Origin of the sequence: Sulfitobacter dubius, assembly GCF_027214245.1 — a bacterium.
GTDB lineage: Bacteria > Pseudomonadota > Alphaproteobacteria > Rhodobacterales > Rhodobacteraceae > Sulfitobacter > Sulfitobacter dubius_A.
On the sequence record NZ_JAPWHM010000001.1, the window covers coordinates 320,273 to 345,287 of the forward strand.

Annotated in this window: 25 protein-coding genes; 10 read left to right on the top strand and 15 right to left on the bottom strand. The window is 60.9% G+C overall.

Features of this window, described 5'->3' with window-relative positions:
• Nucleotides 1-13: 13 nt before the first annotated feature.
• Complete coding sequence (gene hemF, locus O4H31_RS01585; RefSeq protein ID WP_269342119.1) at nucleotides 14-895, bottom strand: oxygen-dependent coproporphyrinogen oxidase; 882 nt, start codon at nucleotides 893-895, stop codon at nucleotides 14-16.
• A 19-nt stretch (nucleotides 896-914) separates the two neighbouring features.
• Nucleotides 915-1,445, bottom strand: a complete 531-nt coding sequence (gene idi, locus O4H31_RS01590) for an isopentenyl-diphosphate Delta-isomerase (RefSeq protein WP_269342121.1) — start codon at nucleotides 1,443-1,445, stop codon at nucleotides 915-917.
• Nucleotides 1,446-1,640: 195 nt separating this feature from the next.
• Here idi and O4H31_RS01595 point away from each other — a divergent pair, with 195 nt between their 5' ends.
• Nucleotides 1,641-2,114, top strand: a complete 474-nt coding sequence (locus tag O4H31_RS01595) for a c-type cytochrome (protein ID WP_269342123.1) — start codon at nucleotides 1,641-1,643, stop codon at nucleotides 2,112-2,114.
• A gap of 62 nt (nucleotides 2,115-2,176) precedes the next feature.
• Here O4H31_RS01595 and O4H31_RS01600 read toward each other — a convergent pair whose 3' ends face one another.
• The 7 genes from O4H31_RS01600 to O4H31_RS01630 are packed head-to-tail and all read right to left on the bottom strand — an operon-like array spanning nucleotide 2,177 to nucleotide 9,869.
• The gene (locus O4H31_RS01600) at nucleotides 2,177-3,322 is read right to left on the bottom strand and encodes an iron-containing alcohol dehydrogenase (protein WP_269342125.1); all 1,146 of its coding nucleotides are present in this window, start codon (nucleotides 3,320-3,322) and stop codon (nucleotides 2,177-2,179) included.
• Between the two features lie 3 nt (nucleotides 3,323-3,325).
• Nucleotides 3,326-4,699: an aldehyde dehydrogenase family protein gene (locus O4H31_RS01605; RefSeq protein ID WP_269342126.1), complete on the bottom strand. Its 1,374-nt coding sequence runs from the start codon at nucleotides 4,697-4,699 to the stop codon at nucleotides 3,326-3,328.
• A gap of 2 nt (nucleotides 4,700-4,701) precedes the next feature.
• Nucleotides 4,702-6,066 (bottom strand): glutamine synthetase family protein, encoded by a 1,365-nt coding sequence (locus O4H31_RS01610; RefSeq protein WP_269342128.1) that lies wholly within the window; start codon nucleotides 6,064-6,066, stop codon nucleotides 4,702-4,704.
• A gap of 59 nt (nucleotides 6,067-6,125) precedes the next feature.
• Nucleotides 6,126-7,163, bottom strand: a complete 1,038-nt coding sequence (locus O4H31_RS01615; RefSeq protein WP_269342130.1) for a TRAP transporter substrate-binding protein — start codon at nucleotides 7,161-7,163, stop codon at nucleotides 6,126-6,128.
• Nucleotides 7,164-7,213: 50 nt separating this feature from the next.
• Nucleotides 7,214-8,539 (bottom strand): TRAP transporter large permease, encoded by a 1,326-nt coding sequence (locus O4H31_RS01620; RefSeq protein WP_269342132.1) that lies wholly within the window; start codon nucleotides 8,537-8,539, stop codon nucleotides 7,214-7,216.
• Nucleotides 8,539-9,096 carry a TRAP transporter small permease subunit gene (locus O4H31_RS01625; RefSeq protein ID WP_419723582.1) on the bottom strand — a complete coding sequence of 186 codons (558 nt, stop codon included), beginning with the start codon at nucleotides 9,094-9,096 and terminating at the stop codon, nucleotides 8,539-8,541. The genes O4H31_RS01620 and O4H31_RS01625 overlap by 1 nt, the downstream gene beginning before the upstream one ends.
• A 5-nt stretch (nucleotides 9,097-9,101) precedes the next feature.
• On the bottom strand, nucleotides 9,102-9,869 hold the full coding sequence (locus O4H31_RS01630) for an N-formylglutamate amidohydrolase (RefSeq protein ID WP_269342135.1): 768 nt from the start codon (nucleotides 9,867-9,869) through the stop codon (nucleotides 9,102-9,104).
• A 119-nt stretch (nucleotides 9,870-9,988) separates the two neighbouring features.
• Here O4H31_RS01630 and O4H31_RS01635 point away from each other — a divergent pair, with 119 nt between their 5' ends.
• The 5 genes from O4H31_RS01635 (at nucleotide 9,989) to O4H31_RS01655 (ending at nucleotide 14,959) form a co-directional block, all read left to right on the top strand.
• Complete coding sequence (locus O4H31_RS01635; RefSeq protein ID WP_093927637.1) at nucleotides 9,989-10,861, top strand: MurR/RpiR family transcriptional regulator; 873 nt, start codon at nucleotides 9,989-9,991, stop codon at nucleotides 10,859-10,861.
• A 134-nt stretch (nucleotides 10,862-10,995) separates the two neighbouring features.
• Nucleotides 10,996-12,048: a quinolinate synthase NadA gene (gene nadA, locus O4H31_RS01640; RefSeq protein ID WP_269342138.1), complete on the top strand. Its 1,053-nt coding sequence runs from the start codon at nucleotides 10,996-10,998 to the stop codon at nucleotides 12,046-12,048.
• Between the two features lie 11 nt (nucleotides 12,049-12,059).
• Complete coding sequence (locus O4H31_RS01645) at nucleotides 12,060-13,622, top strand: L-aspartate oxidase (protein ID WP_269342140.1); 1,563 nt, start codon at nucleotides 12,060-12,062, stop codon at nucleotides 13,620-13,622.
• A complete protein-coding gene (gene nadC, locus O4H31_RS01650) occupies nucleotides 13,619-14,464 on the top strand; it encodes a carboxylating nicotinate-nucleotide diphosphorylase (protein WP_269342142.1) in 846 nt (281 codons plus the stop codon). The genes O4H31_RS01645 and nadC overlap by 4 nt, the downstream gene beginning before the upstream one ends.
• A 45-nt stretch (nucleotides 14,465-14,509) precedes the next feature.
• A complete protein-coding gene (locus tag O4H31_RS01655) occupies nucleotides 14,510-14,959 on the top strand; it encodes a GNAT family N-acetyltransferase (RefSeq protein ID WP_269342144.1) in 450 nt (149 codons plus the stop codon).
• On the opposite strand, the gene O4H31_RS01660 is transcribed toward O4H31_RS01655, so the two are convergent.
• The 3 genes from O4H31_RS01660 to O4H31_RS01670 form a co-directional block, all read right to left on the bottom strand.
• Nucleotides 14,949-16,454, bottom strand: coding sequence for a heme biosynthesis protein HemY (locus tag O4H31_RS01660; protein ID WP_269342146.1), 1,506 nt, complete (start codon nucleotides 16,452-16,454; stop codon nucleotides 14,949-14,951). The genes O4H31_RS01655 and O4H31_RS01660 overlap by 11 nt on opposite strands.
• Nucleotides 16,455-16,464: 10 nt before the next feature.
• Nucleotides 16,465-18,045 carry a hypothetical protein gene (locus tag O4H31_RS01665; RefSeq protein ID WP_269342148.1) on the bottom strand — a complete coding sequence of 527 codons (1,581 nt, stop codon included), beginning with the start codon at nucleotides 18,043-18,045 and terminating at the stop codon, nucleotides 16,465-16,467.
• A 71-nt stretch (nucleotides 18,046-18,116) separates the two neighbouring features.
• Complete coding sequence (locus tag O4H31_RS01670) at nucleotides 18,117-18,815, bottom strand: uroporphyrinogen-III synthase (protein ID WP_269342149.1); 699 nt, start codon at nucleotides 18,813-18,815, stop codon at nucleotides 18,117-18,119.
• Nucleotides 18,816-18,890: 75 nt separating this feature from the next.
• Between O4H31_RS01670 and tsaD the strand changes: the two genes are divergently transcribed.
• The 4 genes from tsaD to O4H31_RS01690 are packed head-to-tail and all read left to right on the top strand — an operon-like array spanning nucleotide 18,891 to nucleotide 21,637.
• Nucleotides 18,891-19,994: a tRNA (adenosine(37)-N6)-threonylcarbamoyltransferase complex transferase subunit TsaD gene (gene tsaD / locus O4H31_RS01675; protein WP_269342151.1), complete on the top strand. Its 1,104-nt coding sequence runs from the start codon at nucleotides 18,891-18,893 to the stop codon at nucleotides 19,992-19,994.
• A complete protein-coding gene (locus O4H31_RS01680; protein WP_269342153.1) occupies nucleotides 19,991-20,944 on the top strand; it encodes an NAD(P)H-dependent glycerol-3-phosphate dehydrogenase in 954 nt (317 codons plus the stop codon). Before tsaD ends, O4H31_RS01680 begins: the two co-directional genes overlap by 4 nt.
• Before the next feature lies 1 nt (nucleotide 20,945).
• Nucleotides 20,946-21,218 carry a YciI family protein gene (locus tag O4H31_RS01685; protein ID WP_269342155.1) on the top strand — a complete coding sequence of 91 codons (273 nt, stop codon included), beginning with the start codon at nucleotides 20,946-20,948 and terminating at the stop codon, nucleotides 21,216-21,218.
• Nucleotides 21,218-21,637: an EVE domain-containing protein gene (locus O4H31_RS01690; RefSeq protein WP_269342157.1), complete on the top strand. Its 420-nt coding sequence runs from the start codon at nucleotides 21,218-21,220 to the stop codon at nucleotides 21,635-21,637. The genes O4H31_RS01685 and O4H31_RS01690 overlap by 1 nt, the downstream gene beginning before the upstream one ends.
• Nucleotides 21,638-21,905: 268 nt before the next feature.
• On the opposite strand, the gene O4H31_RS01695 is transcribed toward O4H31_RS01690, so the two are convergent.
• From O4H31_RS01695 to ahcY, 3 genes are all read right to left on the bottom strand, one after another.
• A complete protein-coding gene (locus tag O4H31_RS01695) occupies nucleotides 21,906-22,247 on the bottom strand; it encodes a DUF2853 family protein (protein WP_120349823.1) in 342 nt (113 codons plus the stop codon).
• A 177-nt stretch (nucleotides 22,248-22,424) separates the two neighbouring features.
• On the bottom strand, nucleotides 22,425-23,336 hold the full coding sequence (locus tag O4H31_RS01700) for a PRC-barrel domain-containing protein (protein ID WP_269342159.1): 912 nt from the start codon (nucleotides 23,334-23,336) through the stop codon (nucleotides 22,425-22,427).
• 206 nt (nucleotides 23,337-23,542) lie between these two features.
• On the bottom strand, nucleotides 23,543-24,934 hold the full coding sequence (gene ahcY / locus O4H31_RS01705) for an adenosylhomocysteinase (RefSeq protein ID WP_243261871.1): 1,392 nt from the start codon (nucleotides 24,932-24,934) through the stop codon (nucleotides 23,543-23,545).
• Between the last annotated feature and the right edge of the window lie 81 nt (nucleotides 24,935-25,015).

Genomic DNA, 25,015 nt, shown 5'->3' on the forward strand with positions numbered 1-25,015 from the left:
CTCGGGCGTCAGTTCAAACCCACTTTGCCATAGGCGGCAGGCTCATCAGAACCGCGTCCGGATCATGCCCTGTCTCCAGACCAAACTTCGTCCCCCGGTCGTAAACGAGGTTATACTCAGCATAGAGCCCACGGTGGCGCAACTGCACGTCCTTGTCGTCCATGTCCCACTCCTTCTCGCGCCGCTTATCGACCAGCGGCACATAGGCGGGCAGAAACGCCCGGCCCACGTCTTGCGTCAGGGCGAAATCCGCCGCCCAATCACCGCTGTTGCGGTCGTCATAGAAAATCCCGCCCACACCCCGCGCGCGTTTGCGGTGCGGGATGTAGAAATACTCATCCGCCCAAGTCTTCAACTCGTCATAGAGCGTGGCACCATGGGGGTCGCAGGCCGCCTTCATCTCGGCATGAAAATGCGCGGTGTCCTCGTCATATTCGATGCAAGGGTTCAAATCCGCCCCACCGCCGAACCACCATGCATGAGGGGTCCAGAACATGCGGGTGTTCATATGGACCGCTGGTACATGCGGGTTCTGCATATGCGCGACCAGACTAATGCCCGAGGCCCAAAACCGTGGATCATCGGCCATGCCCGGCAATCCTTTGCGCGCGGCCATGGCCGCCTGCGCCCGTTCGCCCAGCGTGCCGTAGACGGTGGAGATATTCACGCCCACCTTCTCAAACACACACCCGCCGCGCATGACGGACATCTCACCGCCGCCGGCATCTGACCCATCGGGCGCGGTGCGGGTGGTGTTGCTGACCACGAAACGTCCGGCCTCTTCTTCCCCGGCATGACGCGCTTCGATGTCATGGAACGCCTGAACGATATCATCGCGCAGCTTGCGGAACCAATCCGCCGCGCGTGTCTTTTGGTCTTGCATGTCTTCGGTCATCTCTGGCCCGCCTTTTCTGTTATTTTATCGCCCCGCCGCCGAGGATCAGACCTTCGTGTTCGGCCATGTAGATCCGCAACCAAGGCGTATATTCTTCGGGGTTCTGCGCGAGGTTGGTGTGCAGATCGCTTAGGCTGATCCAGCGCGTCGCCATCACCTCATCGGGGTTTTCCGTGATCGACAGTGCCGGGTCTGCATGGGCAAGAAAGACCTCTACAACCTCATGCTCAATCAGTCCGCCACCAACATCGGCGCGGTATTCGACCTGTCCGCGATGCTGAAGGTCCAACCCGGTGATCCCCAACTCCTCGTCCAAACGTCGTGTGGCGCAGGCTTGGGGCGGCTCATCCCATTGCGGATGCGTACAGCAGGTATTCGCCCAGAGGCCGGGGGTGTGGTATTTGCCGAGCGCGCGCTGCTGCATCAGCAGCTTGCCCTCGGCAATGACAAAGACCGAAACCGCCATATGCCGCAAACCGCGCTCATGCGCGGCCAGCTTCTCAACCGGTTGCAGGATGCCGTCGACCCAAGCGGGGACCATGATCTCCATCAGAGGCGGCTCGCCGTTGTGTTCATCTCACCCTCGAAGCAGAAGAAATTCACCGGCAGTTATCGGAGGAATTTCCCTTGGTCTCAACCGCTAACCGGCCCGCAGCCCGCCCGTGCTACCTTTTGGCGCAGACGATATGCTTTACCCCCTCGCCCCAAACGCTAGTTTCAAATCAGCCAGACAAAGGAACTCACAATGAACATGCGTATCGCGTCGATCTTCGCCATCTGCCTTGGGGCCACACCCCTTTGGGCGGAAAGCCATGCCTCCGGTGATGCCGAAGCCGGGGAAAAGGTCTTTCGTAAATGCAAAAGCTGCCACATGATCCAAGATGATGAAGGCAATGACATCCAAAAAGGGGGTCGTACGGGACCAAACCTTTATGGGATCTACAACCGCGTCGCCGGGTCCGTCGAGGACTACCGCTATGGCGATTCCATCGTTGAGGCGGGCGAAGCCGGTCTGGCGTGGAACGAAGAGAACTTCACCGGCTATGTTGCCGATCCCAAGAAGTTTCTGGCCAACTATCTCGACACGAACCGCGCCAAATCCAAGATGTCTTACCGTCTGAGAGACGAAGAAGACGCCAAGGATGTTTGGGCGTATTTGGTCTCGGTCGGGCCCGAGGTTACTGAAGCGGATATGGAAGAAGCCAAAACGACTGAATAATCCGACGTTTCACTGATTTTTAATAGACGGGGGGCCGATGATCCGGCCCCCCGTTTTGCGTTTTAAAAGCAGTCGCGCAGCAGTTGCGTGACATTCTCTTTGGTCAGTTCAATCGGGTTGCCGCCGCAGCTTGGGTCTTGCAAAGCCGAGGCCACCAGCGCGTCGATATCCGGTTCGGTCACGCCAAGGGCGGTCAGATTAGCGGGGATATTCAACTCCGCATTCAGCTTGCCGACGAAATCGTAAAACCCGTCAAAGCCGCCGACGATATCAAGATAGGCCGCCGCCTTGGCCAGACGGTCCTCAATCGCGGGGCGGTTCATGCGCAGGACGGGCTGCATGACGACCGCGTTGGTGGTGCCGTGATGCGTGTGATGCACCGCGCCAATCGGGTGGCTGATGGCGTGAATGGCACCCAGACCCTTTTGGAAAGCCGTGGCGCCCATGGCCGCGGCGGACATCATATGGCCGCGCGCCTCAAGATCACTGCCATCGGCATAGGCGCGGGGCAGGTATTCCTTGACCAGACGCATCCCTTCCAGCGCCATGCCTTGGCTCATCGGATGGTAATGCGGTGAGCAAAAGGCTTCGAGACAATGGGCGAAAGCGTCCATCCCGGTGCCTGCGGTGATCATCGGCGGCATGCCGACGGTCAGTTCCGGGTCGCAGATCACGACGGCAGGCAGCATCTTGGGGTGGAAGATGATCTTCTTCTCATGGGTCTGGGAATTGGTGATGACGCTGGCGCGCCCCACTTCCGAGCCTGTGCCGGCGGTCGTCGGCACGGCCACGATGGGCGCGATGCCGTCGGCGTCGGCGCGGGTCCACCAATCGCCGATGTCTTCGAAATCCCACAGGGGGCGGGCCTGGCCCGCCATGAAGGCGATGACCTTGCCCAGATCGAGACCGGAGCCGCCGCCGAAGGCGATCACGCCGTCATGGCCGCCGTCGCGGTAGACCTTGATGCCCGCTTCGGCGTTCATCTCGGTCGGGTTCGGGTCAACGTCTGAGAACATTGCACGGCCCAGACCTTCGGCCTCCATCAGATCCAGCGTGGACTGGGTGATCGGCAGATAGGCCAGCCCCTTGTCGGTGACCAACAGCGGTTTCTTGATGCCCGCAGCGGCGCAGGCCTCGGCAATCTCTTTAATGCGGCCCGCGCCGAAGCGGATGGCTGTGGGGTAAGACCAATTGGCAGTCAGGGACATGTCTCAGGCTTTCTTGAGGTGGTAGGATTTGGGGCGTGTCAGCGCGTGATAGCCCAGTTCAGACAGGCCCGCGCCGCGCCCGGTCTGCTTGCAGCCGGTCCAGCACAGCGCCGGGTCAAGGTAATCGGCGCGGTTCATGAAGACGGTGCCGGTTTCCAGCCGCTGACCGATGGCGTCAGCCGCCTCGGCATCCGCGGTGAAGATCGCCGCCGTCAGGCCAAACTGGCAATCGTTCATCAGCGCGATAGCTTCTTCATCGTCTTTGACCGGCATGATGCCGACCACGGGGCCAAAGCTTTCGTCACGCATGACGCGCATTTCGTGGGTCACATTCGTCAGGATCTGCGGGGTGAGGTAGGCACCACCATCATCGGCGGGCATCTTTTCGATATGGGCCTTGGCACCTGCCGCCACGGCCTCCTCGACCTGTGCGCGGACCTCATTGGCAAAGCGAACATTCGCCATCGGGCCAAGGGTCGTCGCTTCGTCCAGCGGATTGCCGAGGTGGAGGTTGTTCACCCAAGCGACGGCCTTCTCAACGAAAGCGTCATAGAGGCTCTCATGCACATAGATCCGCTCGATCCCGCAGCAGCACTGGCCCGCGTTGAACATGGCACCGTCCATCACGCCGTCGACGGCGGCATCAAGGTTGGCATCGGCGCGGACATAGGCCGGGTCTTTGCCGCCCAATTCCGTCGCCACACCGGTAAAGGTGCCTGCTGCCGCGCGTTCCATCGCTTGACCGCCTCCGACGGAGCCAGTGAAGTTGATGAAATCGAACTCATTGTCTGCGATGAGCTTGCCGGTGGTGTCATGGTCCAGCACCACGTTCTGGAACACATCCTCGGGTACGCCCGCCGCGCGGTAGGCATCGGCCAGATGTTCACCAACCAGAATGGTCTGCGCGGCATGTTTCAGGATCACCGTGTTGCCCGCGATCAGCGCCGGCGCGATGGTGTTGTTCGCGGTCATATAGGGGTAGTTCCACGGTGCCACGACGAAAACCACGCCATGCGGTTCGCGCATGATCTTGCGGCTGAAGCTCGCGCTATCTTCGATCACCGTGGGCGCAAGCGCGTCGGCGGCGATCTTGGCCATATGGCTGGTGCGCTCCTGCAAGCCACCGAACTCACCACCGTAGCGCACCGGGCGGCCCATCTGATGGGCCAGCTCCTCGGTCATGCGGTCGGTGGAATTCTCGATCTCTTTCAGCGCGCCCATCACCAGATCGACACGTTCCTGCAGGGGGCGTGCGGCCCATGCCTTTTGCACCTTACGCGCGCGGCCAACAGCCTCAAGCGCCGCATCATTGCTCAGAGTTTCGCGTTCCGCATAGACCGAACCGTCAATCGGAGAGATACATTTTACCGTCGTCATTCTCAGGCCCTTTCAAAGCCACGGGCGATTTCCCAATCGGTCACCACCCGGTCAAATTCTTCCTGCTCCCATTCCGCTGCGCGGGTGTAATGGGTCACTACATCGTCGCCCAAAACCTCACGCAAGAACGTCGAGCCGCGCAGGGTCTCGGTTGCTGCCCGCAGGGTCTGGGGGATATCGACAGCGTCGGATTTGCCGTAAGCATCGCCGCGTGTGGGCGGGGCAAGCTCCATCTTGTCTTCGATCCCTTTGATTCCGGCGGCCAGCATGACCGCCTGCGCCAGATAAGGGTTCAAGTCCGATCCGCCAATACGGCATTCGACCCGCACGCCCTTTGTCCCCGCGCCACAGAGGCGGAACCCCGCGGTGCGGTTGTCGACGGACCAGACAGTCTTGGTCGGTGCAAAGGTGCCTTTGGCGAAGCGCTTATAGCTGTTCACATAGGGCGCGAGGAAATAGGTGTATTCTGGCGCATAGGCGATCAAACCGGCCATGTAGTGGCGCATTAGCTCGGACATGCCCAGCTCATCATCAGCACCCACGAACATCGGCTTACCGTCCTGCCAAAGCGACTGGTGCACATGGCTGGACGAGCCAACGCGATCCTTGTGCCACTTGGGCAGGAAGCTCGCCGCATGGCCCTGCTGCCACGCGATCTCCTTAACCGCATGTTTGGCAATCGTGTGGTAGTCGGCGCAGTCGAGCGCCGCTGAATAGCGGATGTTAAGCTCTTCCTGACCGGCTTCGGCTTCGCCCTTGGTGTTCTCAATCGGCAAACCAGCGGCAAAGAGATGGTTGCGCAGCGGGCGCATTACGTTCTCTTCCTTGGTGGTCTGAAGGATGTTGTAATCCTCGTTATAGCCGCTGATCGGCGTGAGGTCGCGGTAGCCGCCCTTGCGGATTGTGTCAAAGCTCTGCTCGAAGAGGAAGAACTCCAACTCCGTCGCCATCATCGCGTCAAAGCCCAACTCCTTCAGCCGGGCGATCTGTTTCTTCAACATGGCGCGGGGCGAATGAGGCACGGGCGCATGGGTATCGTGATCCAGCACATCGCAAAGCACCATCACCGTCCCGTCCAGCCACGGCACCGGGCGGATCGTTTCAAGGTCGGGCTGCATGACATAGTCGCCATAGCCGGACTGCCACGAGGTGGAGGCGAAACCATCGGGCGTCGCCATCTCAAGGTCAGTGGCCAGCAGGTAGTTGCAGCAATGGGTCTCTTTGTAAGAGGTCTCGACAAAGTTAACCGCATGGAAGCGCTTGCCCATCAACCGGCCCTGCATATCCACAAGGCAGGCAAGGACCGTGTCGACAGATCCTTCTTTGACCAGTTTTTTCAGCGCATCGAATGTCAGGGTGCCGGGCATGTTCTGTCCACTTCAGGGGGTAAGGCGGGGGCGCAGGCAGCGCGCCCCCAGTTGTCGGTTCAGCCGTTGGTGTAGGGCGGACCGGCTTTGTTGATGACTTCGTTATAGTCGCGGAAGATCTGCACGATCTTGGCGTGCACTTCGCCTTCTTCGGCGATCTCTGTCCAGAAGTCCTTGGCCGCGTTTTCAACCTCGGCCCATTCGTCGGCAGGCACGGTGCTGAGCTTAAGCTTGTCGCCCTGCGCGCGCAGACGCGCCTCGCCGCCCCAGTACCACTGGTTGCGGTAGGTGTGGCCCGCTTCGATCCCCGCCATGACCAACTGTTTGAGGTGATCCGGCAGATCGGCCCACTGCTGTTGGTTGACGAAGAACGACCCGATCCAAGCACCCGAGATGTTGTTGGTCAGGAAGTAGTCCGTCACATCGGCCCAGCCGACGGTGTAGTCTTCGGTGATGCCCGACCACGCCATGCCGTCGAGCTCGCCTGTTTGCACCGCGACCTCGGCGTCTTCGTAAGGAATGTTCACCGGCACCACGCCGAACTTCGACAGGAAGCGGCCCGCGGTGGGGAAGGTGTAAAGCTTCAGACCGTCCAGATCGGCGACCGATTTGATTTCTTTGGTGGTGTTGAAGTTACAGGGGTCTTGGCCCGCAGCCGACAGCCACTCGACGCCGACCTTGGCATATTCTTCTTGCCAGATTTCGGCCAAACCATACTGGCTGAACAGCACCGGCACGTCGAGGATATGCTTGGTGGCAAACGGGAAATAGCCGCCGAATTGCTGCAACGGCGTGGGCGAGGCCATGGAGTCGTCATCGGAATGCACCATGTCGATGGTCCCGCGCTGCATGGCTTGGAACAGCTCGCCGGTGGGGACGATCTGGTCGGCGTAGAAGAGTTCGATTTCCATCTCGCCATTGGCGGCGGCGTTGATGTAATCGACGGCAGGCTTGGTCACTTGTTCACCCAGAGCGGCGCCCGCATAGGTCTGCATGCGCCATTTGATCGGTGCTTGGGCATGTACGATGGAGGGCGCGGCGAGGGCCGCAGGGGCGGCAACGGCGGCCCCGGATAGAAACTTTCTGCGAGTGGTCATACGTCTCTCCTTTGTTGAAATGTCAGGCCGTCTTTGCGCGGCTCTCATTGTTATTTGTCGTAGATGTAATCGGGCAGCCATGTCGCGATCTGCGGGAAGACCATGACGAGTATCAGCGCCAAGACCATCACCAGCACGAAGGGCGTGATCGAAGCGTAGATGTCGCGCAGGGTAATCTCCGGCGGAGCCATGGCGCGCATCAGAAACAGGTTATAACCAAACGGCGGGGTCATATAGGCGATCTGCGTGGTGATCGTGTACAGGATACCATACCAGATCAGATCAAAGCCCAGCGCACCGACGAGCGGCACATAGAGCGGGGCCACGATCACCAGCATCGCCGTGTCATCAAGGAAGGTGCCCATGATAATGAAGCTGAGTTGCATCATGATCAGGATCATCCACGGGCTCAGGTTCATCTTCTCGGTAAAGAGGCTCTCGATTGCCTTCACCGCGCCCAGCCCGTCAAAAACCGCGCCAAAAGCAAGGGCGGCGAGGATGATCCACATAAACATGCAGGTGATACCCAGCGTATTGCGCACCGAGTTCTCGAACACCTGTTTGGTCATGCGCCCCTTAAGCACCGCCGCAAAGAACGCCGCCGCAGCCCCGATGGCCGAGCTTTCGACCAAGCTGGTCCAACCGTTAACAAAGGGCACCATCATCACAGCAAAGATCACCAGCGGCAGGATGCCCGCACGCAGCAGGCGCAGTTTCTCGGCGCGGGGAATATCGCGGTCCTCGGGCGAAAGCACCGGACCGAGGGTCGGATTCATCCAGCAGCGGATCACGATATAGGCGATGAACATCGACGCCATCATCAGCCCCGGCGCCACACCCGCCAGCCATAACTGCCCCACCGGCTGCCGCGCGATCATCGCATAAAGCACCAGCACCACTGAGGGCGGCACGAGGATGCCAAGGCTCGACCCCGCTTGGATCACCCCGGTCACCATCCTTTTATCATAGCCGCGTTTCAGCAGTTCCGGCAGCGCAATGGTCGAGCCAATCGCCATGCCCGCCACGCTCAGCCCGTTCATGGCCGAGATCAGCACCATCAACCCAATCGTCCCAATCGCCAGCCCGCCGCGCACGCCGCCCATCCATACGTGGAACATCTTGTAAAGGTCATCGGCAATGCGGCTTTCGCTCAGGACATACCCCATGAAGATGAACATTGGCAGCGTCAGCAGCGGATACCACTTCATCAGCTTCATCGCGGCGGCAAAGCCGATGTCATAGCCGCCCTTGTCGCCCCAAAGCAGCAGCGCCGAGACCACGGCGATAAAGCCGATCGCCCCAAAGACCCGCTGGCCAGTCAGTAGCATCAGCATCATTGACGAGAACATCAATGTCGCAATCATTTCATAGGACATCAGATGGCCTCACCCTTGAGCCGCAGAACGTCTTTCAAGAGCTCCGACAGACATTGCAGCAGCATCAGAAAGATGCCGACGATCATCACGACCTTGATCGGCCAGAGATAGGGACGCCATGCGGAACTGGATTGCTCCATATGGCCGACCTCTTCGCTGCCGGTGATCAAGCCGCCGAAAAAGCTGAACGGCTCCGTCCCCCAGTAGCCCAGCGAATAGGCGGTAGAGCTTACCGCACCATAAAGCAGCACGCAGAGATAGAAGATCAGAAAGAAGACGGTGAAGAGATCGAACCACGCTTTGCGGCGCAGCGACCAATCGCCATAGAGCAGGTCCATCCGCACGTTCGACCCCAGTTGGATCGAGTAAGGCCCACCTAAAATGTAGTAGCCCACCATGATGAATTGAGCCATTTCCAGCGTCCAAAGCGAGGGGACGAAGAAGGCTTTGCTGACGGTGGACCACAACAGCACCCCCATCAGGACAAAGATACCATACATCATGATCCGCCCGATCCGCCGGTTCATCGCGTCGATGCCCCGGATATAGCCTCGCATGAACCTCACGATGTGGCCTCCTTCATCTCGGGCCGAGCCATGGCGGCGCGGAGCCAATTGCTGATCATCTCGGCCATCTGCTGCTGTTCGGCTTCGGTCGTGATGAGGTCATTACGGATCTCTAGCATGACATGCGGATGACCATGGACCAGCCCGTGTTCTTTCAGCGTATGGGTGACCCCGTCCTGCGGGCCGTAGGGCGCGTTGCGCTCGACCTTTAGGTCCGTGAACTCTGCCGTCACGGCCAGCATCGCATCGGCCAGCCGTGTGTCACTGTCGTGCAGAACCCCGATCTCAACGCTGCGCGGTTTGCCGTGGTAGATCGGCGTGAAACTATGCACCGTGACTATCGCAGGCGCATCGACCTTTTTGATCGTCGCCGCCAAAGTCGCGCGGAATGGCTCGTAATAGCGCGCCACCCGCTCGGCCCGGCCTGCCTCATCAAGTGACGCATTACCGGGGATCGCGAAAATCTCGCTTTGCGCTGGCATCGCGCCGGGGGCTTCGGGCGGGCGGTTACAGTCGTAGACGAGCCGCGAAACCCGCCCGGCCACCAGCACGGTGTCTAAATCCTGCGCCATGGCCCGCGCCACGGCCAGCGCACCGGGATCCCACGCCACATGGCTTTCGCGGGCCGCAGCATCCAGCCCAAGACCGTCGTAGCAGGCCGGTATCTCACGCGCCGCATGCTCGCAGACCAACACCAGCGGGGCCTTGGCCCCGGCGTTGATCACCTCGACGGCTTCATTCGAAAGATCTGTCTGCTCTGACACCCTATCCCCCTCAGTTGACCAAACCTCATTCGGGCGAGGGGCTTCTGTCAACAGAATAATGTCAAATTTATTACAACGTTGTTCAGTTTGTGTTATTACTCGTCAAAAGAGGGGCATCCATGGCTGAACCGACGCTGACCATTTCCGACCGTATCCAGCAAGAGTTGGACCGGCTGACCCGTGCTGAACGCCAACTCGCCCATTCGATTCTGGAAAATTACCCCGCCTCCGGCCTCGGCCCACTGACGGCGCTGGCGAAGGATGCCAATGTCTCGACCCCCACCGTGGCGCGGATGGTGCAAAAGCTAGGGTTCAAGGGCTACCCTGAGTTTCAAAACGAGTTGCGCGAAGAGCTCAAGGCCAAGGCCAAGAACCCCATTGCCAAACACGACACATGGACCGAAGGCGCGCCCTCGGGCCATGTACTGAACCGTTTCACCGACGCAGTGATCGACAATATCCGTCATACCCTCGGCCAGATTGAGCCCGAGACCTTTGACCGCGCCTGTGCGCTGATCGCCGACACCGCGCACCCGCTTTATATCGTGGGCGGGCGCATCACGCACACGATGGCGGAATATCTGTTCCTGCACGCCCAGATCATCCGGCCCCGGGTCACGCATATTCAATCCACCTCCAACGCTTGGCCACATTACCTGTTGGACGTTGGCGAAGGCGATGTTTTCGTCATCTTCGACGTGCGCCGCTATGAGAACAACACCCTGAAACTGGCCGAAATGGCCCATGCGCGGGGGGCCAAGATCATCCTCTTTACCGACCAATGGCGCTCTCCTGTGCATAGCCTTGCCGATATATGCTTCTCCAGCCGGATCGTCGCGCCCTCGGCTTGGGACAGTGCGGCGGCGACGCTTTTGCTGGTGGAAAGCGTGATCTCGGCCATGCAGGATATCAACTGGGAAGATACAAAGGACCGCGCCGAACGGCTGGAAGACATGTTCGATCAGACCCGATTGTTCCGCAAATTCACCTGATCCACAAAGGCTGAGCGCCCTGTCATAAAGGGTATTGGCTTGCCCAAACCCCGCCAGTCGTCTATGGCCAGCACGCCGGGTGTGGTGTCCAGCGCGGTGCCGTGACACGCGCCAAGGCCGGAGGGGGACCGACCATGCGTGATGAAATCTTTTCGCCCAGCGAGCTTGAGCGCCATTATGACCTCGCGCCATCGCCTGCGCTGGCGGCTGAAATGGCCAATATTTACGCCAAGATGGACCGTGTCGTTTCGCCCCCCGATTGGGCCATTCACGCCCCCTATGTTGCCGCGATCAACAAGCTGAAAAAAGAGCGAAACGCGGTCATCCTTGCGCATAACTACATGACGCCAGACATCTATCACGGCATCGCGGATTTCGTCGGCGACAGCCTGCAACTGGCAATCAAAGCGACCGAAGTTGAGGCCGATGTGATCGTGCAATGCGGCGTGCATTTCATGGCCGAGACCTCGAAAATCCTGAACCCGTCGAAAACCGTGCTGATCCCCGATATGGAAGCGGGCTGTTCACTGGCCGAAAGCATCACCGCCGAGGGTGTCGAACAGATGCGCGCGCAATACCCCGGCGCGCCTGTGGTGACTTACGTGAACACCACTGCCGAGGTGAAAGCCGCGTCAGACATCTGCTGCACCTCCTCCAACGCCGCGCAGATCGTCGCCGCGATGGAAAGCGACACGGTGATCATGACGCCGGACAAATACCTCGCCCAGAACATCGCCAAACAGGTGCCTGCAAAACGCATCGTCTGGTGGGACGGCGCCTGTATCGTGCACGAACGCTATACCGCCAAGGATATCGCCGATTACCGCGAGTGGAACCCCGACACCCGCATCATCGCGCACCCCGAATGCCCGCCCGACGTGGTGGCAGAGGCGGATTTCTCCGGCTCGACCAGCGGCATTCTGGACTATGTGCACCGCGAAAAACCGGCGAAAGCGATGCTGGTCACCGAATGCTCCATGGCGTCGAACATCGCGGATGAGTTGCCCGAGGTCGATTTCGTCGGCCCCTGCAACATGTGCCCCTATATGAAGAAGATCACGCTGGAAAAGGTGCTGTGGTCGCTTCACACCATGTCCGGCGCGGTCGAGGTTGAGGTGGAAGTCTCTGAAAAAGCGCGCGTCGCGGTGCAGCGGATGATCGACCTCTCCCGCGAACTCGGCCTCTAAGGGCCGCGCCGGTGCAAGAAATCACAACCGGCAGGATCATCATCGTCGGGGCGGGCCTCGGCGCGCTTTATGCCGCGCTTTATCTTGCGCCGCGCCCCGTTTTGCTGATCTCGCCTGATCCGCTTGGCTCGGGGGCCAGTTCTGCTTGGGCGCAGGGGGGTGTCGCTGCTGCGATGGCGCAGGCCGACAGCCCCGAGGCGCATGCACTAGACACCATCGCCGCCGGTGCCGGCACGGTAGAGGCGCGCGTCGCGGCCACCGTGACGGAAGAGGCGCGCGCCCACATCCTTGCGCTGACCGACTTTGGCACCGCTTTCGACCGCAGCCCCGATGGCGGTTATGTCATGTCCCGCGAGGCGGCGCATAGTTTCGCGCGTGTGGTGCGGGTGCAGGGTGATCAGGCCGGGGCGGAGATCATGCGCGCTCTGATCGAGCGGGTGCGCAACACCCCGTCGATCCAAGTGCTTGAGGGCGTGCTGGCGCGCGGATTGGACAGCGACGGCAGCAAAGTCACCGGCGTTGAGATCGAATTGGCCCGGCCCGAAGGCTCTGCCCCCGCCCTGCTGCGCGGCGTGGGGGTCTTGCTGGCGGGCGGCGGGTCCGGCGGGCTGTATGCGCTGACGACCAACCCGGCTCGCATTCGCGGGCAGGTGATCGGGATGGCGGCACGGGCAGGCGCGCTTATTGCCGATGCGGAATTCGTGCAGTTCCACCCCACCGCCATCGACTGCGGCGAAGACCCCGCTCCGCTTGCCACCGAAGCATTGCGCGGTGCCGGGGCGCATTTAATCAACCGCGAGGGGGCCCGGTTCATGACCGAAGTCCACCCGCTTGCCGAACTCGCCCCACGCGACATCGTGGCCCGCGCGATCTTTGCCCAGACCCAAGCGGGCCAGCGCCCCATGCTCGACACCCGCGCGGCCTTGGGCCCTGCGGTACTGGCCGAGTATCCCGCCGTCGCCGCCGCCTGTGCGCGCAACGGCATCGACCCTGTGATCCAACCGATCCCTGTGGCCGCCGCAGCGCATTACCACATGGGCGGCGTGGCCACGGATGCGCATGGGCGTTCCAGCCTCGCCGGGCTTTGGGTCTGTGGAGAGGCGTCTTCGACCGGGCTGCACGGCGCGAACCGGCTGGCATCGAACGGGCTGCTCGAAGCGCTCGTCTTTGCCCGCCGCGCGGCGCAGGACATGCTTGAGGAATGCAGCACCGGCGATAGCGGCACGGTGGCCCTGCCCGACCTGCCCGCTGGCGAAACACCCGATGAGACCCTCGTCGCCCAGTTACGCCAAACCATGACCACCCATGTCGGCGTTCTGCGCGATGCGGAGGGGCTGCAAAGCGCCCTCGCTACGATTGCACAGATCGAAGCCGCACAACCCGACTGCGCCCAGCTCCAAAACATGACCGCCACCGCGACGCTGATCGCCGCCGCCGCCCTCGCCCGCCGCGAAAGCAGGGGCGCGCATTGCCGCACCGACTATCCCGACACGCTCCCCGAAGCCGCGCGCAGTTTTCTGACACTGGCCGAGGCGACCGCATTCCGCTCCAACCCTGAGGAACTTCCCGCATGACCACCGCCCTGCCCGACCTGATCCTTGAGCCGCTGGTCCGCGCCGCGCTAATGGAAGACCTCGGCACCTATGGCGATGTCACCACGCGCAGCGTGATCCCCGAGGGCACAACCTATTCCGCCCGCCTGCACGCCCGCGCCGAGGGGGTCGTTTCCGGTATGCAGATCGCACGGCTGGCCTTTCATCTGGTCGACCCATCGCTTGAGGTTCGCACACTGAAAGAAGACGGAAGCACGATTTCCAAAGGCGACACGCTGATGGAGATCGAAGGCTCTGCCGCCGCAATCCTGTCAGCAGAACGTGTGGCGTTGAACTTTGCCGGGCGGCTTTCGGGCATCGCCACCCTGACGGCGGCCTGCGTGGCCGAGACCAAGGGCACCGAGACCCGGATCACCTGCACCCGCAAGACCACGCCGGGGCTGCGGATGGTGGAAAAACAGGCGGTGCTGCATGGCGGCGGGTTCAACCACCGCTTTTCCCTCTCGGATGCGATCCTGATCAAAGACAATCACATTGCCGCATCCGGTGGCATTCGACCTGTCTTGCAAGCTGTGAAAAGCAACGCCTCGCATATGATCCGCGTCGAGATCGAAGTCGACACGCTGGCGCAGCTTGAAGAGGTTTTGGACGAAGGCGGCGCAGATGTTGTGCTGCTGGACAATATGGACACGGCGACGCTTCGTGAAGCGGTGGAAATGGCCAAGGGCCGCATCGTGCTTGAGGCCTCGGGTAACATGACATTGCCGCGCATTGCCGAGGTCGCGGCGACGGGGGTGAACTATATCTCCATGGGCGCGCTCACACATTCTGCGACAACGCTGGACCTTGGGCTGGATTTCTGAACCAACTGAGGCAAAGATCGCGCAGCCAGCGAAGGGAGCCCCGCCATGTCCGACCTTACCATCCGAACCGTGAGAGACCATGACCGCGCCGATTGGGAGCGGCTCTATCAAGGCTATGCCGAATTTTATAAAGTCGAGCAGACGCCGGAGATGCGCGCGCGGGTCTGGTCTTGGCTTCATGATCCGCTGACAGAGGTCGAAGGGCTGGTCTGCGAAGACGCCGAAGGACGGGTGATCGGACTGACCCATTTTCGGCATTTCGCCCGCCCCTTGGCGGCGGCGACGGGCTGTTTCCTCGACGATCTCTTTGTAGATCCCCAAGCCCGCGGCAGCGGCGCTGCCGACGCGCTGATCGGAGAGGTGAAAAAGATCGCCCAGAAACGCGGCTGGAGCCTCGTGCGCTGGATCACGGCCGAGGATAATTACCGCGGCCGTGGGGTGTATGACAAGCTGGCCACGAGAACCAACTGGGTCACCTACGACATCAAGCTGTAGGATCGGGCGCCTTTTTCGGGGCCTCGGGATTGGTCGGCTCGTCTGTGTCCGTCACCAACTCCGCCTCTTCGATATCGTCGGTCCGGGTTGTCAGCGCGCCTTCTGGCGGTGTCGTTTCCGGGGCCCCGACGATCAGCGGCAGCATCTGCACACCGCTTGGCATGGCGACTTCGGACAGCGGCGGGGTCTTCCATTCCAATGTATCGAAGCTTTTGCAGTTTTCGCAGATCGGCTTCCATTCGGCGTGGATGTGGTGACAGTTCTCGCAAATCCACTGCGGCCCGCGTGAGACATACAGCGCGCGTGTCAGCCAGCCTTTCACAACCGTATCAGACGCGCCTTCGCCCCGCTCAATTGCGGCCATCAGCGTGACGGAACGCGCCGATGGATCGGTCTCAACCAGATTGCCGAGCGCACGACGCGCTTCGGGGAAATCTTCGTTCGCGATGTGCAATTCGGCCAGCAGCATCTTAGTTTCGGAATGGTCAGGCTGTGATTTCGTCAGCGCGCGGAACCGTTTGATGCGCTGCTGCGGGGTTTCATCGGGCTGGATCTCGGCAAAGGCGGCGGCAAGGTCGGGGTGCGGGTGCACGCTCCACGCTTTTTGCAGCACTTTCGAGGCATAGCGCGGCTTGTCCTGCGCGATGTAGCTGCGCGCGGCCATCACGGCAGCGGGCACCAGATCGGGCGACAAGCGGTTGGCTTCGATCGCGGCCTCGCGCGCCTCAATGCTGTTGCCCTCGGCGATGACTTCGCGGGCTTCCGACAGCGCCAGAACCGCGTCGCGGCGTTTGTGCACATCGCGCGGCAGGTGGCCGTTTTTGTACTTGGCCTGCAAGGTGCCGCGCGCACCGGTCCAGTCATGCTTTTCGGCCTGCAACTTCAGCAGCGTATCGCCGGTTTCCTCATGCTTGGGTTTCAGCGCGAATGCTTTCTCAGCCAGTTTCAACGCTGTCTCAGTATCCCCGTCAGCCAGCTTTTGTTTCATGATGCCACGCACGCCGACAAAACGGGTCTTTTCGTCTTCGACCAGCTTGCGATAGGTCCGCTCGGCTTTGCGGCGGTCGCCTGCAAGCTCTGCGGCCTGCGCTGTCAGCAGATTGGTCAGCGCCGGGCGTTTAAGATAGCGGTCCGCCTTGGCGGCCTTGGCCATAGCAACCTGTCCTTCACCGCTGGCCAGCGCCATCAGCCCATCAGACAGCGCCTCATAGCCCTTCCGCTCACGGTTGCGGTCAAAGTAGCGCGACAGGGCGGTCTCATCCCCATTCAGGAAATGCCAAACCGCTGACAGCAGCGCCACAATCTTGAGCAGCACCCAGACCGCGAACATCAAAAGCAAAACGGCGATCACCGATTGCAGCGGCCCGAGGGTATATTCGGTGCCCGCCACGGTCAGTTGAATGCCGCCCTCGCTTTCCAGCAAGAAGCCCGCACCCCATGCCAAAGCGGCGACGAGCACGACGAAAAGAACGATTTTAATAAGAGACCAGAGCATTTTTCGTTCCTCAGTTGGCCGTCAGGCGTTGGGAGAGTTCATTGGCGGCGGTTTCAGCCGCCTGACGCGCGCGGGCATCGGCAAGCCATTCCGTCATCGCGTCCTGCGCAGGGGCGGGCAGCGTTTCGATCTCGGCCAGTGCATCGGTCAAACGGCCATCGCGCACCGCTGCTTCGGCGCGGGACAGGACAGCATCGGGGTCCGTCCCTTCGCGGGGCGCGACCGAGCGGGCACCAAGCTGGCGTTTCAGGAAGCTGCCAAAGCCGCCTTCGCCTTCTTCCGGCACGGCGGCACGGGCGGTGGCCAGGGCCTGCCGCGCGGCATCGGGATAACGGGCCTGCAGATTGGCGAGGGTGACCACACCACCCGCGGCGGTCTCAGTCAGCGCTTGGGGAATGTCATCGACCCCGGCTTCCTGCAATTCGGCCAGCGCGGCCTCAAAGGGGCGTCCGGCGCTGATCGCGGCGTTCATCTGGGTCAGGCCGGTCTGGGCGCGGGCGGCTTCTGCGGCGGCGGCGGTCGCCTCTTCGGCGGTTTGGGCGTTATCCAGCAGGCTTTCGATTTCGCGGCGCTGCTCAGCGACAGAGGCGCGCAGGGCTTCCATTTCACGTTCAAAGGCCGCGACTGCAATCTCGTTTTCGCCACCGCTTACGGGCTGTTTCTCAACCGTGGTGAGGCGGCTGTCGATCTCGGCCAATTGACTTTGAAGCGCCGAGACTTCTTCGCGTGCGGCGGTCAACTCTGCGCTGAGCGCATCGACCTGCGGCAGGCTTTCCGGCAGGGCCGCAGGCTCATCAGCGCGGGCTTCCAACTCTGCGATCCGGGCCTGCTGCGCTTCGATCGCGCTTTGCAATTCCGCAGCCCCCTGCGCGCGGGTGCCAAGAACGTCGTATTCCGATGCGGCAAAACCCAGTCCGGCAGCAATGGCCCCACCGAGCAGCATGGGGAAAAACACGCTCCGCTTGCGCTCTTTCGGAGCGGGCGCGGGGGTCGGTGTCGGGGTTGGCTTGGGGGTCGTAGCGCTCGGCTTTTCGGTCTTGGTCGGCGCGGGTTTCGACGTGCTGTCACCCGGCTTAGACGCGGCTGCCGACGCGCGTGAAGGCGCAGGATCGGCCGCTGGTTTGTCTTGGGAAACCGATTTATCCTTAGGCGCAACGCCGCTGGACGTTGGTTTAGGATCATCCTTAGGCAAGGGTCCCTTTGGCGTCGTATCTTTGGCGGTAGAGGCGCTCTCAACTTGAGCCGGTGCCTTGTCATCACGCTTGACCGTGTCGCTTGCAGCGGTCGGCTTCGCCGTTGCTTTCTCCGCTGCGGGCGCAGTGTCCGTCACGGGCGGAGTGCTGGTTGTTTTGCCCGGCTCGGTTTTGGCCAAATCGGTTTTCCCGGGCTCGGCTTTCGCTGCGTCCGGTTTGACATCTTCGGTCTTTGGCACGTCGGGTTTCACCGGGTCCGTACTCTTGGCATCGGTTTCGGATGGTTTCGGCGCGTCAGCTTTCTTCGCCGTTACTGCCTTATCCGCCTGAGGGGGCGTCTGTTCGGCCGTGGTCTTGTCCGCTTCGCTTTTGCTGACCGTCTTTTTGGGTTTTGCCACGCCGTACGCCTTTCGATTCTGAACCTATCATCCGCTCGCAGTGGCGAGCTTACCCGGCATACCTATGCCCCTCAAGGCAAGGTGGTGCAGCGGAAAAGTTTTTCAACGGCCTCCGCCATGGCTTCGCCAGTGGGTTCCGCAGCGACATCATGCGCATAGAGCGGCAGAGCTTCAAGCGCCTGCGCGGCGGCGGGGCTGATCGACAGGGCGATGACCCGCTCTGTACAACTGGCCTCGCGGGCGAAATGCTCCGCGCTGCGGGGGGAAAAGAGCGGCACGATGACAGGATTTGGCCCGTTTAGAAGGGTTTGCGCCGCGGCGGAGAGCGGCAAAAGGTTCTGTTCATAGACCGTCGCGACATCAACGGTCAGACCCGAAGCGCCTAAAATTGCGGCAACATCCGCCCGCCGATGGCGTCCGGCAAGGTGCAAGAGCGGGCCAACCTGCGGCTGGCCTAAGAGGGTCGCGATCAGCGCTTGGGCATCCGGCCCGGCCATCTGCGCCTGCCAGCCCGCTTTCGCTGCCGCCGCCGTGGTCTGCGGGCCGACACAAAAGGCAGGCCGTCCGTCCCCCTTTGGCGCATGGGCCACACCATTGGCCGAGGTAAAGATCACCCCAGCGAAGGTCGCAAGATCGACCTCTACACCGGTCGGGGCAATCTCGATCAGGGGGGAAATCACCGCCCCTTCGCGCAGCGCGGGCGAGAGCCGATCCAGAAACTGCGCGGCACCGGGATGTGGACGTGTCAGAAGCAATCTTGGCTGTGGCATCACAAGGCTCCGGCATTGTTTGCGCGTGATAGCGGTGTTACCTGCGGTACAGGTGCCTTGCAACGGAAAGCCCCAATGCCCTCTACCCAGCCTCAGACCCGCTTGATCCTTGGTTTGGAAAGCAGTTGCGACGATACCGCCGCCGCCGTGGTGCGTATGGGCGAAGATGGGCGCGGCACGGTGCTGGCCTCGGTCGTGGCGGGGCAAACCGAGTTGCACGCCGATTTCGGCGGCGTCGTGCCCGAGATTGCCGCCCGCGCCCATGCGGAAAAGCTGGATCACTGTGTCGAAGAGGCCTTGGCCGAGGCTGGGATCGGTCTACCGCAGATCGATGCCATCGCCGTCACTGCGGGGCCGGGGCTGATCGGCGGGGTTGTCTCAGGCGTGATGTGTGCCAAGGGGCTTTCGGCGGCGACGGGCAAACCGCTTTATGGGGTGAACCATCTGGCGGGCCACGCGCTGACGCCGCGGCTGACCGATGATGTGCCCTATCCCTATCTGATGTTGCTGGTGTCGGGCGGACATTGCCAGTTCCTGCTGGTGCGGGGGCCGGAGAGTTTTGACCGTCTTGGCGGCACCATTGATGACGCGCCGGGCGAAGCCTTTGACAAGGTTGCGCGGCTGTTGGGTCTGCCGCAGCCCGGGGGGCCTTCGATTGAAAAATGCGCGCAAGAGGGCGAGCCCAACCGCTTCGCCCTGCCGCGCCCGCTGTTGGATCGTGACGGCTGCGACATGTCTTTTTCGGGCCTGAAAACCGCCGTTCTGCGCGCCCGCGACAAATGCGTGGAAGCCCATGGCGGGCTGACGCGGCAGGATCAAGCGGATCTGGCGGCAGGGTTTCAGGCAGCCGTGGTCGATGTGCTTGCCCATAAGACCCGCCGCGCCTTTGCGGAGTATCCAGCAGAGGGTGCGCGGGGCCTTTGTGTGGCAGGCGGGGTGGCGGCAAACAAGTCCATCCGTGCCGCGTTAGAGACTGTTGCAGAGGAACAGCAGGCGCGCTTCGTCGCCCCACCACTGGCGCTTTGCACCGACAACGCCGCGATGATCGCCTTCGCCGCAGGAGAGCAGGCCGCCCTGCGCGAGGCCGATGATCTGACACTCTCGGCACGTCCCCGCTGGCCGCTGGATACCGCGCGACCTTCGATGCTGGGCAGTGGCAAAAAGGGGGCTAAGGCATGAGCGTTTCCGTTCTTGGTGCAGGGGCATTCGGCACGGCGCTGGCAATCTCGCTCGCGGGTAAAGGGCCGGTGACGCTTTGGGCGCGCGATGCGGGGGATATGGCCAAGCGCCGTGAGAATACCAAACGCCTGCCGGGGTGCCCTTTTCCCGAAACGCTCGCGGTGACGGATAGCCTCGAGGAAGCGAGCGAGGCCGAGATCCTACTACTGGCCGTGCCGATGCAGAAATTGCGCAGCGTTTTGGAAGAGCACAAGGATGCGCTTCACGGGAAACATTTGGTTGCTTGCTGCAAGGGCATCGAACTGAGCAGCGGCGTCGGGCCGGTGAGCGTGATCTCCCAGACCATCCCCGATGCCACGGCTGCGATCTTAACCGGGCCGAGCTTTGCCGCCGATATTGCGCGGGGGCTGCCCACCGCGCTGACTTTGGCCTGCGCCGATGCGGTGGCGGGCAAATACCTTCAAGCGGAACTGACCACGGCGAACCTGCGGCTCTACCGCACCACGGATACCATCGGCGCGGAACTGGGCGGGGCGCTGAAGAACGTCGTCGCCATCGCGAGCGGGGCCGCGATTGGGGCGGGGCTGGGGGAAAGCGCACGGGCCGCGCTGATGACGCGCGGCTATGCCGAAATGCAGCGCCTCGCCTCGCATCTGAAGGCCGAACCGACAACGCTGGCCGGGCTTTCGGGCTTTGGCGATCTGACGCTGACCTGTACGTCGGAGCAATCGCGCAACTACCGGTTGGGGCAATCGCTGGGCCGAGGCACGCCGTTCGACCCGACCACCACCGTCGAAGGTGCCGCCACCGCCCGCGCCGTTGATGCATTGGCGCGCAAAGCCGCACTCGACATGCCGATCACCCGCGCGGTTGCCGGATTGCTCGACAACCAGTTAGATGTGGCGGGCGCCATGAAATCACTACTGACCCGCCCCCTAAAGGAAGAATAATATGTTTATTGCCCTGATCGCCCATGACAAAGCCGATGGACTGCCGATCCGTCAGGAAAACCGGCCCGACCATTTGGCCTATCTCAAATCCAGCGATGCCGTGGCCCAAGCTGGCCCGCTGCTGAATGCCGAAGGCGGCATGATCGGCTCGCTCATCATTCTGGATGTGCCAGATATGGCCGCAGCCGAGGATTGGGCCGCGAATGACCCCTATGCCAAGGCTGGTCTGTTCCAAAGCGTGACCCTGACCCATTGGAACCGGGTGATCGGCTAATGGCCTATTGGTTGTTCAAATCCGAACCCGCAACATGGAGCTGGGCCGACCAAAAGGCCAAAGGTGACGCGGGCGAGGAATGGGACGGCGTGCGCAACTATCAAGCGCGCAACTTCATGCGCGAGATGAAGGTTGGCGATCTGGGGTTCTTCTACCACTCTCAGAAAGACCGCGAGGTTGTCGGTATCGTCGAAGTCTGCGCCGAAGCGCATCCCGACAGCAGCACCGATGACCCGCGTTGGGAATGTGTGGATATCAAAGCGGTGCGGTCGTTCAGACTGCCTGTGACACTGGATACGATCAAGGCCGACCCACGGCTGGAAGATATGGTGCTGGTGAAAAACTCCCGCCTATCGGTGCAACCTGTGACCGAAGCTGAATGGGACCTTATCTGCGCTTTGGGTAAGACTGCGCCCTAGGGTCGGGCCCTGAGACCGGCCAAAAATTAACGATTGGGAAACGAAAAAGGGTTCCGGCACCCCGCCAGAACCCTTCTCACCCCATGTGCTCCCAAAACCACCACACATGTTCTTTAAACTCTTATCAGCGTATGAAGCCGATATAAGAGTGATAGCAGAAGTCATTGAATTTCTCAACTTTCTACTGTGTCAAAGCCCCATCAAAAACGAAACGCGCGCTTAACCAAGCGCGCGTCCGAGGTAAGGTTTTGGTAAGTCTTTCCGGCAATTAGCCGTAGACAGACTCTTTGCCGAAATGTTTGACCAGCATGTAATAGACCACAGCGCGGTACTTGTTCCGCTCTGACCGGCCATAGGTTTCAATCACTTTCTGGATGCCACCCATGAGGTGCTCATCATCCGGCAGGCCGAGTTTCTTGATGAGGAAGTTATCCTTTACGGTGTTCAATTCAGCCGTATCACCGGCAGACACCGTTTGCGCGTCAGCGTTGTAGATCGACGGACCGCAACCGATGGTCACCTTGGTCAAAAGGTCCATATCCGGGTCCATGCCGCATTTATTCTTCAGGTCCTCGGCGTATTTCGCGATCCATTCGTCACGCTTGCCCATAAAATCTCTCCAACAGTAACTTCGGCTTCGGGGGTTCCTGAAACCGGAGCCTAAAGCCATAACCCTGTTTTGCAAAAGATTTATTTCGCAACCCCCGCAGACAGCCCCCGTCGACCACGCCCCCATACGCAAAGAGGCGCCCGCTAGGGCGCCTCTGAGTTCGATATCGCGGCTCGCTTAGGAAGCGTCGTCAAGACGGACGTCGTCTTCGAGACCTTCGATTGTATCTTCATCAACTTCTGGCTGGGCTTCCAGCTCGGCTTTGGTCCAAGAGCTCAGCTTCAGGTCGTTTTCGGCGGCCATGGAGATTTCCTCAAGCGGCACGGCGACGGTGTGTTCGCCAAGGCCAAGGAAGCCACCCACACCAACGACAGCGGCATAGCCAGCGTCAGTTTTGATCACATAGTCGATGTCACCGATGGTGTCGCCATCCGCTTCGACGACGGTCAGACCGATCAGATCACCCACAACCATACCGGAGAAGGCATTGCTCATGCCGGTGTCGGTGCGTGTGACGTCTGTTTCCGTGGTCGCATCGGTGTCCGAAGCGACATTCTCTTCCAGATCGGTCTCAGCTTCGCCTTCGATTTCGGCAGTCATTTCGCTGTCGATATCGGCGTCTTCATCGGCTGCCAGATCGGTGTCTGTCTCTGTTGCGACAGTACCGCTGGTGTCGGTGCTCAGGGTCGAGTTCGACTCTGAATCTGCGTTCCCGGCCAGATCGGCTTCGGCGTCCGTCGACGGGGTCACGCCATCGGTTTCGGCGGTCAGCTCCGCTTCGTTGTCGACTTCGGTATCACCTTCGATTTCCGCGCTCTCTGTCGGGGCGGTCAGAATTTCGTCGGTTTTGTTGGGGTCGTTGGTTCCCTCGTAGTCGTCGGAATTCTCACGCGACATCTCAGCGGTTTGCTCGGCCTGTTTCTCAACAGTGGCGGTCAAATCATTGGCGGTGTTGCTTACGCTCTCACCCGAGATTGTGGCCTCGGCCTCTGCTGCTGCACCGGCTTCGGTGTCGGCAGTCTGAGCGAATGCGGTGCCCGCAGTCAGTGCAAGGGCGGCGACGGTGGATTTCAGGAATGTACGTTTCATTTTCGATACTCCTTTTCAGTGGTCTGGGGAAGAAACACCGCCCGGGTGACTATGTTCCGCCCGCCATTTGCTACCGGCAGATATGTGCTTGAATCCGCCGATGGGCTGCATTTCCTGAGAAGTTTCAGAACTTTAATACAAAAACGCCGCCCCGACGGTCTGCGGGACGGCGTTGAAACTTCTCCAAAGAGGGAACTCTTTGCGATTTAGTAGCGGTAATGCTCGGGCTTGAACGGGCCTTCAGGCGTCACACCGATATAGGCGGCCTGTTCGGGGTTCAGCTTCGAAAGCTTCACGCCGATCCGATCCAGATGCAGACGGGCGACTTTCTCGTCCAGATGCTTGGGCAGGATATAAACATCGTTGCCGTATTTGTCGGTGTTCTCCCACAGTTCGATCTGCGCCAACACTTGGTTGGTAAAGGAGGCGGACATCACGAAGGACGGGTGCCCGGTGGCATTGCCGAGGTTCAGCAGACGGCCCTCAGAAAGAAGGATCAGACGATTGCCGTTCGGCATCTCGATCATGTCCACCTGTTCTTTGATGTTGGTCCACTTGTGGTTCTTCAGCGCGGCGACTTGGATTTCATTGTCGAAGTGGCCGATGTTGCCAACAATCGCCATGTCCTTCATCTCGCGCATATGCTCGATGCGGATCACGTCTTTGTTGCCGGTGGTGGTGATGAAGATATCGGCGGTGGCTACGACATCTTCCAGCAGCACGACTTCAAAACCGTCCATCGCGGCTTGCAGCGCGCAAATTGGATCGACCTCGGTCACCTTCACCCGCGCACCAGCACCGCGCAAGCTTGCGGCAGAGCCTTTGCCCACATCGCCATAGCCCATCACAACAGCGACCTTACCAGCCATCATCGTGTCGGTGGCGCGGCGGATACCGTCGACGAGGCTTTCTTTACAACCGTATTTGTTATCGAACTTCGACTTGGTAACAGAGTCGTTCACATTGATCGCGGGGAAGGGCAGTTGGCCCTGTTTCACCAGATCATAGAGACGGTGCACGCCGGTGGTGGTCTCTTCGGACACGCCTTTGATCTGGTCGCGCATCTTGGTGAACCAGCCGGGGCTTTCCGCCATACGTTTCTTGATCTGGGCAAAGATCGCTTCTTCTTCCTCGGACTTGGGAACGGAGATCAGCTCATCTTCGCCATTCTCAACCCGTGCACCAAGCAGGATATAGAGTGTCGCATCGCCGCCATCGTCAAGGATCAGGTTCGGGCCGTCGGGGAACATGAAGGATTTGTCGAGGTAATCCCAATGCTCAACCAGCGACTGGCCTTTGATGGCGAAGACCGGAACGCCCGCTTCGGCGATCGCCGCCGCGGCGTGGTCTTGGGTGGAGAAGATGTTGCAGGATGCCCAACGCACATCCGCGCCAAGTGCGACGAGAGTCTCAATCAGAACGGCAGTCTGGATGGTCATGTGCAAAGAGCCGACGATCCGCGAGCCTTTCAGCGGCTTGCTCTCACCGTATTCGTCGCGCAGCGCCATCAGGCCCGGCATTTCGGTTTCGGCGATGTCCAGCTCTTTGCGCCCGTAGGCCGCCAGATTGATATCCTTAACAATATAGTCGTGGGCCATGCGGCGCTCCTGTTTGAAGTGTTGCAGGGCGGTTAGCACCTTCGCCGCGAATTCTCAATGTGAATGGGGAATGACCCCCGC

Excerpts from the sequence above, each read along its gene's own strand:
- hemF (WP_269342119.1), bottom strand. The coding sequence starts at position 895 with ATGACCGAAGACATGCAAGACCAAAAGACACGCGCGGCGGATTGGTTC.
- idi (WP_269342121.1), bottom strand. The coding sequence starts at position 1,445 with ATGGAGATCATGGTCCCCGCTTGGGTCGACGGCATCCTGCAACCGGTT.
- O4H31_RS01595 (WP_269342123.1), top strand. The coding sequence starts at position 1,641 with ATGAACATGCGTATCGCGTCGATCTTCGCCATCTGCCTTGGGGCCACA.
- O4H31_RS01600 (WP_269342125.1), bottom strand. The coding sequence starts at position 3,322 with ATGTCCCTGACTGCCAATTGGTCTTACCCCACAGCCATCCGCTTCGGC.
- O4H31_RS01605 (WP_269342126.1), bottom strand. The coding sequence starts at position 4,699 with ATGACGACGGTAAAATGTATCTCTCCGATTGACGGTTCGGTCTATGCG.
- O4H31_RS01610 (WP_269342128.1), bottom strand. The coding sequence starts at position 6,066 with ATGCCCGGCACCCTGACATTCGATGCGCTGAAAAAACTGGTCAAAGAA.
- O4H31_RS01615 (WP_269342130.1), bottom strand. The coding sequence starts at position 7,163 with ATGACCACTCGCAGAAAGTTTCTATCCGGGGCCGCCGTTGCCGCCCCT.
- O4H31_RS01620 (WP_269342132.1), bottom strand. The coding sequence starts at position 8,539 with ATGTCCTATGAAATGATTGCGACATTGATGTTCTCGTCAATGATGCTG.
- O4H31_RS01625 (WP_419723582.1), bottom strand. The coding sequence starts at position 9,096 with ATGCGAGGCTATATCCGGGGCATCGACGCGATGAACCGGCGGATCGGG.
- O4H31_RS01635 (WP_093927637.1), top strand. The coding sequence starts at position 9,989 with ATGGCTGAACCGACGCTGACCATTTCCGACCGTATCCAGCAAGAGTTG.
- nadA (WP_269342138.1), top strand. The coding sequence starts at position 10,996 with ATGCGTGATGAAATCTTTTCGCCCAGCGAGCTTGAGCGCCATTATGAC.
- nadC (WP_269342142.1), top strand. The coding sequence starts at position 13,619 with ATGACCACCGCCCTGCCCGACCTGATCCTTGAGCCGCTGGTCCGCGCC.
- O4H31_RS01655 (WP_269342144.1), top strand. The coding sequence starts at position 14,510 with ATGTCCGACCTTACCATCCGAACCGTGAGAGACCATGACCGCGCCGAT.
- O4H31_RS01660 (WP_269342146.1), bottom strand. The coding sequence starts at position 16,454 with ATGCTCTGGTCTCTTATTAAAATCGTTCTTTTCGTCGTGCTCGTCGCC.
- O4H31_RS01670 (WP_269342149.1), bottom strand. The coding sequence starts at position 18,815 with ATGCCACAGCCAAGATTGCTTCTGACACGTCCACATCCCGGTGCCGCG.
- tsaD (WP_269342151.1), top strand. The coding sequence starts at position 18,891 with ATGCCCTCTACCCAGCCTCAGACCCGCTTGATCCTTGGTTTGGAAAGC.
- O4H31_RS01680 (WP_269342153.1), top strand. The coding sequence starts at position 19,991 with ATGAGCGTTTCCGTTCTTGGTGCAGGGGCATTCGGCACGGCGCTGGCA.
- O4H31_RS01685 (WP_269342155.1), top strand. The coding sequence starts at position 20,946 with ATGTTTATTGCCCTGATCGCCCATGACAAAGCCGATGGACTGCCGATC.
- O4H31_RS01690 (WP_269342157.1), top strand. The coding sequence starts at position 21,218 with ATGGCCTATTGGTTGTTCAAATCCGAACCCGCAACATGGAGCTGGGCC.
- O4H31_RS01695 (WP_120349823.1), bottom strand. The coding sequence starts at position 22,247 with ATGGGCAAGCGTGACGAATGGATCGCGAAATACGCCGAGGACCTGAAG.
- O4H31_RS01700 (WP_269342159.1), bottom strand. The coding sequence starts at position 23,336 with ATGAAACGTACATTCCTGAAATCCACCGTCGCCGCCCTTGCACTGACT.
- ahcY (WP_243261871.1), bottom strand. The coding sequence starts at position 24,934 with ATGGCCCACGACTATATTGTTAAGGATATCAATCTGGCGGCCTACGGG.